At 51.6% G+C, this 6,525-nt stretch carries 5 protein-coding genes; 3 read left to right on the plus strand and 2 right to left on the minus strand.

Features of this window, described 5'->3' with window-relative positions:
- Positions 1 to 717 (plus strand): NUDIX domain-containing protein, encoded by a 717-nt coding sequence (locus tag Q0628_RS06190; RefSeq protein ID WP_298769186.1) that lies wholly within the window; start codon positions 1 to 3, stop codon positions 715 to 717.
- A 46-nt stretch (positions 718 to 763) separates the two neighbouring features.
- Here the strand turns inward: Q0628_RS06190 and Q0628_RS06195 are convergent, their stop codons facing one another.
- Both Q0628_RS06195 and Q0628_RS06200 read right to left on the minus strand, forming a co-directional pair.
- Positions 764 to 976, minus strand: a complete 213-nt coding sequence (locus Q0628_RS06195; RefSeq protein WP_298769188.1) for a hypothetical protein — start codon at positions 974 to 976, stop codon at positions 764 to 766.
- Positions 977 to 1,017: 41 nt separating this feature from the next.
- On the minus strand, positions 1,018 to 2,811 hold the full coding sequence (locus Q0628_RS06200; RefSeq protein WP_298769189.1) for an ATP-dependent endonuclease: 1,794 nt from the start codon (positions 2,809 to 2,811) through the stop codon (positions 1,018 to 1,020).
- A 143-nt stretch (positions 2,812 to 2,954) separates the two neighbouring features.
- Here Q0628_RS06200 and Q0628_RS06205 point away from each other — a divergent pair, with 143 nt between their 5' ends.
- Positions 2,955 to 4,757, plus strand: coding sequence for a carboxypeptidase-like regulatory domain-containing protein (locus Q0628_RS06205; protein ID WP_298769191.1), 1,803 nt, complete (start codon positions 2,955 to 2,957; stop codon positions 4,755 to 4,757).
- A gap of 190 nt (positions 4,758 to 4,947) precedes the next feature.
- On the plus strand, positions 4,948 to 6,525 hold a 1,578-nt coding region (locus tag Q0628_RS06210; RefSeq protein ID WP_298769193.1), incomplete at its 3' end, for a POTRA domain-containing protein.

Raw genomic sequence — 6,525 nt, forward strand, 5'->3', positions numbered from 1 at the left:
ATGATTGAATATTCCTACGCGGCAGAGATTGCCGAGGCTGATCGTCCGATAATCCTGAATTCCCGTATTTATAAGGATTGGCTCGCTGCATCGGAAAAAAAGTTCGTTGTAAAAAAGGTCCATTTTTCATCGGTTGATTTTTTGCGCAAGGGGCGGCAACCGCTTTTTATCAAGCTCGAAGCGACTGCAACCCTTCCGGATGGTCGCCCGGTACATGGAATTGTTCTTGTCCGCGGAAATGCCGTTGGCGTTTTAGTTGTCCTCCGCTGCGAAGGAAAGAAATACCTGCTACTCGTGCGTCAGCCTCGGTTTGCGATAGGGGAACAGGCTTCCCTTGAAATTCCGGCAGGAATTCTTGACTGGACGGGGGATTATCGCAAGGTAGCTCTTTCGGAACTCGAAGAAGAAGCTCAAATCAAGGCGGATGAATCTGAACTGATTGACCTGATGGATTTCTGGTATCATGGCTGTAGCGAAGGCTTTGCCGCTAGTTGCGGATTGCTGGATGAACGAATCCGCCTATACGCAATTGAACGCGATGTCACTCCGGAACAGCTTGCTGCCATGGATGGACGCGATCAACAGTATACCGAGGAAATTGAGTGGATTAAGACGGTTGTGCTTCCTTACGAAGAAGCCGCCCACGAATTTATCGATGGAAAGAACTTGATTGCGCTCTTCTTGTACGAACGCTGGCTCAATGCTAGAAAAGTGTAATGTGTGATGAGTGATTAATCATTCCACATTACACATTGGTTGATAATTACCAGTTCCCGATATTATTTATTGTCAGGCCTAGGAAAAATATCGTCAGGTAGCCGTACCACAGGTAAGTGAGTACATAGTTCAGCTTACGCTTGTAAGCCTTGGGCTCGTTCTTGTTTTTTTCGCGAATGGTCAGAATGTTCTTGCGTAAAAAATAGGCACAACCGGCAAGACCGATCAGGGATGCAAGGATCAAGAGTACGTAGGACATGTTATAAATATAGTAAACAGGTTGTCTGTTGCTTATTCAAGTCAATGTTCGCGACTGCCTTCTATAATCCAGCGGCAAAGTTCCTGGATGCCATCGTAGTCGGGCAGGCTCTTTATAAAGTTGGGAGACTTGCTTCGCTCGATAAATTTGCTCCAGGCGTTTTCGTTCTTGGCTTCGAGTCCGAGGTGTTCTTCGATGGCGCCACGCGTCCATACCCAGATTCCCTGGCTGCGGAGTTTAGTGTGGATGCTCCGGATGGGTTGCTGGGCCTCTTCCATTGAAGCCATCATGGCGTATGCTGTAGAGGCGCTGATGTTGCTATGCTTGTTCACGGGAAGTCCATTTACTAGGCGTAAGTGGTTGTGGAAGGCAAGCTCGCGGAACAGATCTCGGCAGTACTTGATGTCGGGGTCGTTCGCCTGCAGGAACCCGTCGCGGGTCGCTGTAGTGAAAGCGTAGTCCAGGTCGACTATGGCGCGGACTGGCATGTCCATGGCGTCAAGCACCTGCATGCTCTTGCGCGTGTTGCTCACGCCGCCCTGGCGCACGAGCGCGCACTTGATGAGCGCAAACGATTGCCCGGTGATTCGTTCGAAAAGTGCCGGGAGTACGCGCCATTCCGTCTTGCCTTCTGTAAGAAGCACATAGTCGGCAAACAGTAGCTCATTGCTGTTCGATAGACTGAACAGCATCTGTAACTGACTCGGGGCGTCTTGCACCACCTGGTGCACGGCGTCTTCCATTCGCTTGCGCATGAATGTTCCGCGCGCCTTGTTCTTGCGGATGAGTAGCGATGTACTTACGTCCTCGCTGGTGACCATCTGGGCGCTGTGCGTGGCGAAAACTACCTGGTAACCTTCGTTCGAAAGGTTCTTGAGGGCGACTCGCACGAGTTCTACGGCTTGCGGATGCAAGAAAAGTTCCGGCGAATCGATAAGCAGTAGCGTGCGGCTCAAATAGTGATTGTGATGATGCTTTTTCACATCGGCGAGATAGCGCACCAGCGCCATCTGGATGGCGCGCTTGCTTCCTTCGCCCATGCGGCTAATGTCGCGCTCGAATCCGTCGTCTTCGTCAATGACCTTGATGCTTGCCTTTTTGAGAAAGGTTTCGAGGGTTGGCATCGGGATGTCGAGCTCCACCTTGACGCTCGGAAACAGCGGGGAAAGTTTCTCGTTGACTTCGCGGTCAAATGCATTTATTTCGGCGGCGCGGTTTTCGCTGTCGGGGGAGAGCAGGTCGCTGAACTTGTCCAGGAGCGTGTTGATTTCGCCTCCGAATCGTCGTTCGAGTGGCTTGAATATTTCGTGCAGGAGCTTGGTAAACGCCTGGTTCCCTTCGAAGTCCCAGATGGCAATCGATTCGGGGAACATGCGGTGGTATGCCTTTTTGAATTCCTCGCTGGGCCGGACCCATTCGCGTTTGTCGCCCTTGCGGTGGTTGCTCGGGACAAAGACTAGGACTTCAATGCCATCAGGGTTTTCGCCTGGAATGCGCTGTACCTTCTTGACGCGTAGGCGACCTGGACCTTGAGGAGTAACCTGCAAATAGGGGCGTACCGCAGCAGCGCGTTCTTCGCCCAGTCGGCTAAGAACCTGCTCCGAAATGCCGTCAAAAACGCCGATGACTTCAACGGGAGTGTTCGGGTCGTCAAAATACGAGATGTCGAATGAAAAGTTGGACAGTAGCCAGCGAATCCCCATTAGGATGTTCGTCTTGCCGGCATTGTTGTAGCCAATAAGTGCGGTAAAGCTACTGAGCGGAAACGTCTGCCTCTGGATAGAGCGCAGATTTGCAATGGTAATTTCAGATAATCTCAGGGCCTGGGGCTGCATAACCTGAATGTATATAAAAAGATGGGGGTGGAACGGCAAAAAATGGCTTTTTTTTTCTTTTTTGGGCGTTGTCTAGAAACAACGGCATGTTTTTGTACGGGTTTCAATAGGATTTGTTTGAATCTATATTTATATTAGTGGTGATGAGTGTAGAAAAAAAACGTATTCTACGGTCTGTTTTTGTCCGCGTATGGAGCCGAGTGTCCGCCTTTTATGTGGCGGGGGTTGTTCTTTCCATTCTTGTGGCATGCTCATCTGATAGCCATGTGGCAGGCAATAGTGCCGAAACGGGATCTCCGGAACTTGCGGGTATCCTGGTGCTCGATGATGGTAAGCCTGCGGCTCGTGCGCGAGTGCAGTGCGTGCCCGAGGGCTATGACGCTATGACCGGTACGGATCTTCCTGCCGCATATTCCACCGAGACCGACAAGGACGGCCGTTACTACCTGGATTCTGTGCCCGATGGGACTTACGCTCTCGAGGCTTACCACGTACAGTCGGGCAAGCGCCTGCTGGTGCGGGGCGTGATGGTTTTGGAAGACGATTCTGTTGCCGTGAGCGATACGCTGCGTGCGCCTGGCGTGGTAAAGCTTGAATTGGTGGACTCCTATAATGAAACCAAGGTCATTGCTGTTGTCCCGGGAACTTCTATCCGTAGAGAAACGACTCTTCGTAATTATCATGAGTTGGTGGTAGACAGCTTGCCGGCTGGTAAACTTGATTTGCTGATTTACTTTGACGGTTATTACTGGGGTTCTGTATTGGATGTCGAGGTTGTTCCGGGCGATACGCTCACAGTCGTGTACCCGAGCTTAATTGAACCGGATGTCATAATTCCGCACGATTCTGTCTTCTTTACTTGGGTGGCTCCGCTTGCGCTCCCTGGGGGCGTGGATTCGTTGAATTCTGTTGTCACCGATATCCCTGTGGCACTTCGCCTGACAGAGGAAAACTGCAATTTTGATTCGCTGCAGCACATGACGGGCCGTTGGGAGGCCGTGCGTGTCTCGAAGGATGGTTCCCGCAGCAAGAAGCTCCCGATATCCTTCCACGAGTTGGCGACCCCCGGATACGGAGTGGAATCCAAACAGGCCGTGCTTTGGGTGAGGGTGGATTCGTTGAACGTGACCGATTCGCTGGAACTCTCTTATGACGGGCTGCTAGACCCGGCTTATGCGTCCGATGTGTTCCCCACGAACCGCAGCTATTCTCTGGTGTGGCATTTTGGCTATGCGGTTTCTCCCCAGACAGATTACGCCGAAAAGGGGTACTTTGACGGTACTGCATTTGGCTCGGTCGATGCCGATGCGATAACCGAAGGCGTTGTCGGGATTGGAGTGGAAATGGACTCCGCAGGCACGTTCTATGTCAAGGAATCTGCCAAGATGGATTCGACTCGCAGCGTGAATATGTCTTTTGAAGAGGACGGATACTTCTGCTTCTCGACATGGGTGGAACTCGATGCGCTCGACAAGGAACAGACCATCTTCGAGAAGGCCAAGGAATATGCGCTGCTCTACATCCCCGAAAAGGGCTTTGTCGTGGAAATCTATCATGTCGCTGATTCGTCCGATGCGCTCGATACTGCAAGCTACAAGGTTTCCTGGGCTTCGGGCACGGACGGAATCAAGGCGGGCGAATGGACTTACGTGGCGTTCAGCAGGCGTGCGTTTGAACAGACGGTGTTCTACCTGAACGACGCTAAGGTTTCGGCCTCGCCGGAAACTTCGGATTGGGACGATTCGAAGGTTACATTCTCGCTGGAACCCTCTGACAGGAGCGATTCTCTCGATGTACGCGCCTACTTCGAGGTGGGGGGCTTTACGGGCAAACTCGACGAACTCATGGTCGGTGGCTGCTTCCACGACGAGGCTTGGACCTACCTGACCTATATCAATCAGAAACCGGAGGTTTATTGGCCGGTTCTCGTTCCGAGAAATAGATAATCGGATGCGGCTCTCGCTCAGGCGGGGGTTTTGTGTTTTTCGCGTAAAAAATCGCTAGTTCGCAAATCTTGGTGCCGTAACTTTTGTATTTTTGAGCCGAATTTTGTTTATAGGTAGGTTTATTCTGCGCTTTCGCTGGCTGTTTTTAGTTGCTGTGTTTGTAGGGCTTGCTCAGGCCCAGCTTTTGGACATGTCCGAAATGTCCGAGAGCTATATGGTCGAAAATAAGATTCATAAGGTCAAGGTCGAAGGAACCTTGCATATGGATGATCGTGCTGTCCTGAGCCGTATCGGCATCCGTGACGGGCAAAGCTATTCTCCCACCGCTCTTACCGAAAAGGTCCAGTCTTCGGTAACTTCGCTCTATCAGTCCGGCCTTTTTGATGATGTTACCGCCTGGATTGATTATGTGGGCGATGGTACGGATGTAGACCTCATTTTTAAGATTAAGGAGCTTCCGGCTTTGGATACCGCCGTTTTTGAAGGCCCCGATGAAGTCTCCGAAGAGGACCTGAAGCTGAAAGTCCGCTTGATTCCGGGGCAGGTCTATAGTAGGAGCCAGCTGGAACGAGACCGCCAGGCCATTTTGGATTACTACCGCGCCGAAGGATACCTGCTGGCCGAGGTGGGGTTCCGCGAAACTCCTGTGGATGAAAACAAGAATATGGTGACCTTCATTGTGCGCGAAGGGGAAAAGGTCAAGGTTCGCCAGTTTGATATCCAGGGGAACGACCATGTCCCTGCCGAAGACATCATGGAACACATGGTGACCAAGCTCGACCAGTGGTGGGGGGGCGGCGAATTCAAGGAAAATATTTTTGAGGCGGACCGCGATACGGTGTTGAATGCAATCCGTCATTTCGGTTACCTGGATGCCGAACTTACGGAATATAGCGCAGAATACCTGCCGGACTCCAGTTGCCTGTTCTATATGGGTCGCATGGTTCCGATGGGCGAGAATCTCGAGGTGCTTTATAAGCAGCTGAACCTTGCTCTGGGTGATTCTGCCACGGCCCTGTACAAGATGGCTGGCAAACCGACCATGCAGGTGACCCACCTGTTCCGCAATCACCGCGCCGTGGGCGAAATGCCTTGGGTGTCTAGACCTAAGGTGTTAGTCAAGGACGAAGAAACTGCCTGGAAAATGCTGAACGACATTATCCGGTACGAAAGTGCCCGTAAGGAATGGCTCGATATCGTGGATGGCCGTAAGTGGAAGAACCCGAAAATCGACTCGCTGCGCCGCATCAAGAAGCGTTCTCCGTACGAGGAAAAGCTTTTGGTCCGCTACATGATCGAAGACATGTTCCCCGCCTTGAACAAGTACGACAATATCAAGACCTCTAGCGCGATTCTTGTCCATATTCACATGATCGAAGGGCGCAAGTACTATATGGGTAGTTTGCACTTCTCCGGAAACGAAGTGCTGAACGACCAAATGCTTGGCTATGCCTATCGTCTCGATAGTGGAGAGGTCTTTGACCAGTACAAGTATGACGCATCTCGCAAGGCTCTCCTCGATGCCTATCGCGAAGACGGCTATTTGTTTGCTCAGTACGAAGAATCTCGTACTTTCGTTAATGATTCGATCGTAAATCTGTCCTACAAGATGACCGAAGGGCTCCCGGCGCAGATTCATAAGGTGCATATCCATGGCAACACCAAGACGAACGAAAAGGTGATTCGCCGCGAAGTCCGTCTGTATCCGGGTGACACGTACCGTCAGTCTCTGCTGGAACGTAGCTTCCGCGAAATCATGCAGTTGAAC

Origin of the sequence: uncultured Fibrobacter sp., assembly GCF_937877005.1 — a bacterium.
Lineage (GTDB): Bacteria > Fibrobacterota > Fibrobacteria > Fibrobacterales > Fibrobacteraceae > Fibrobacter.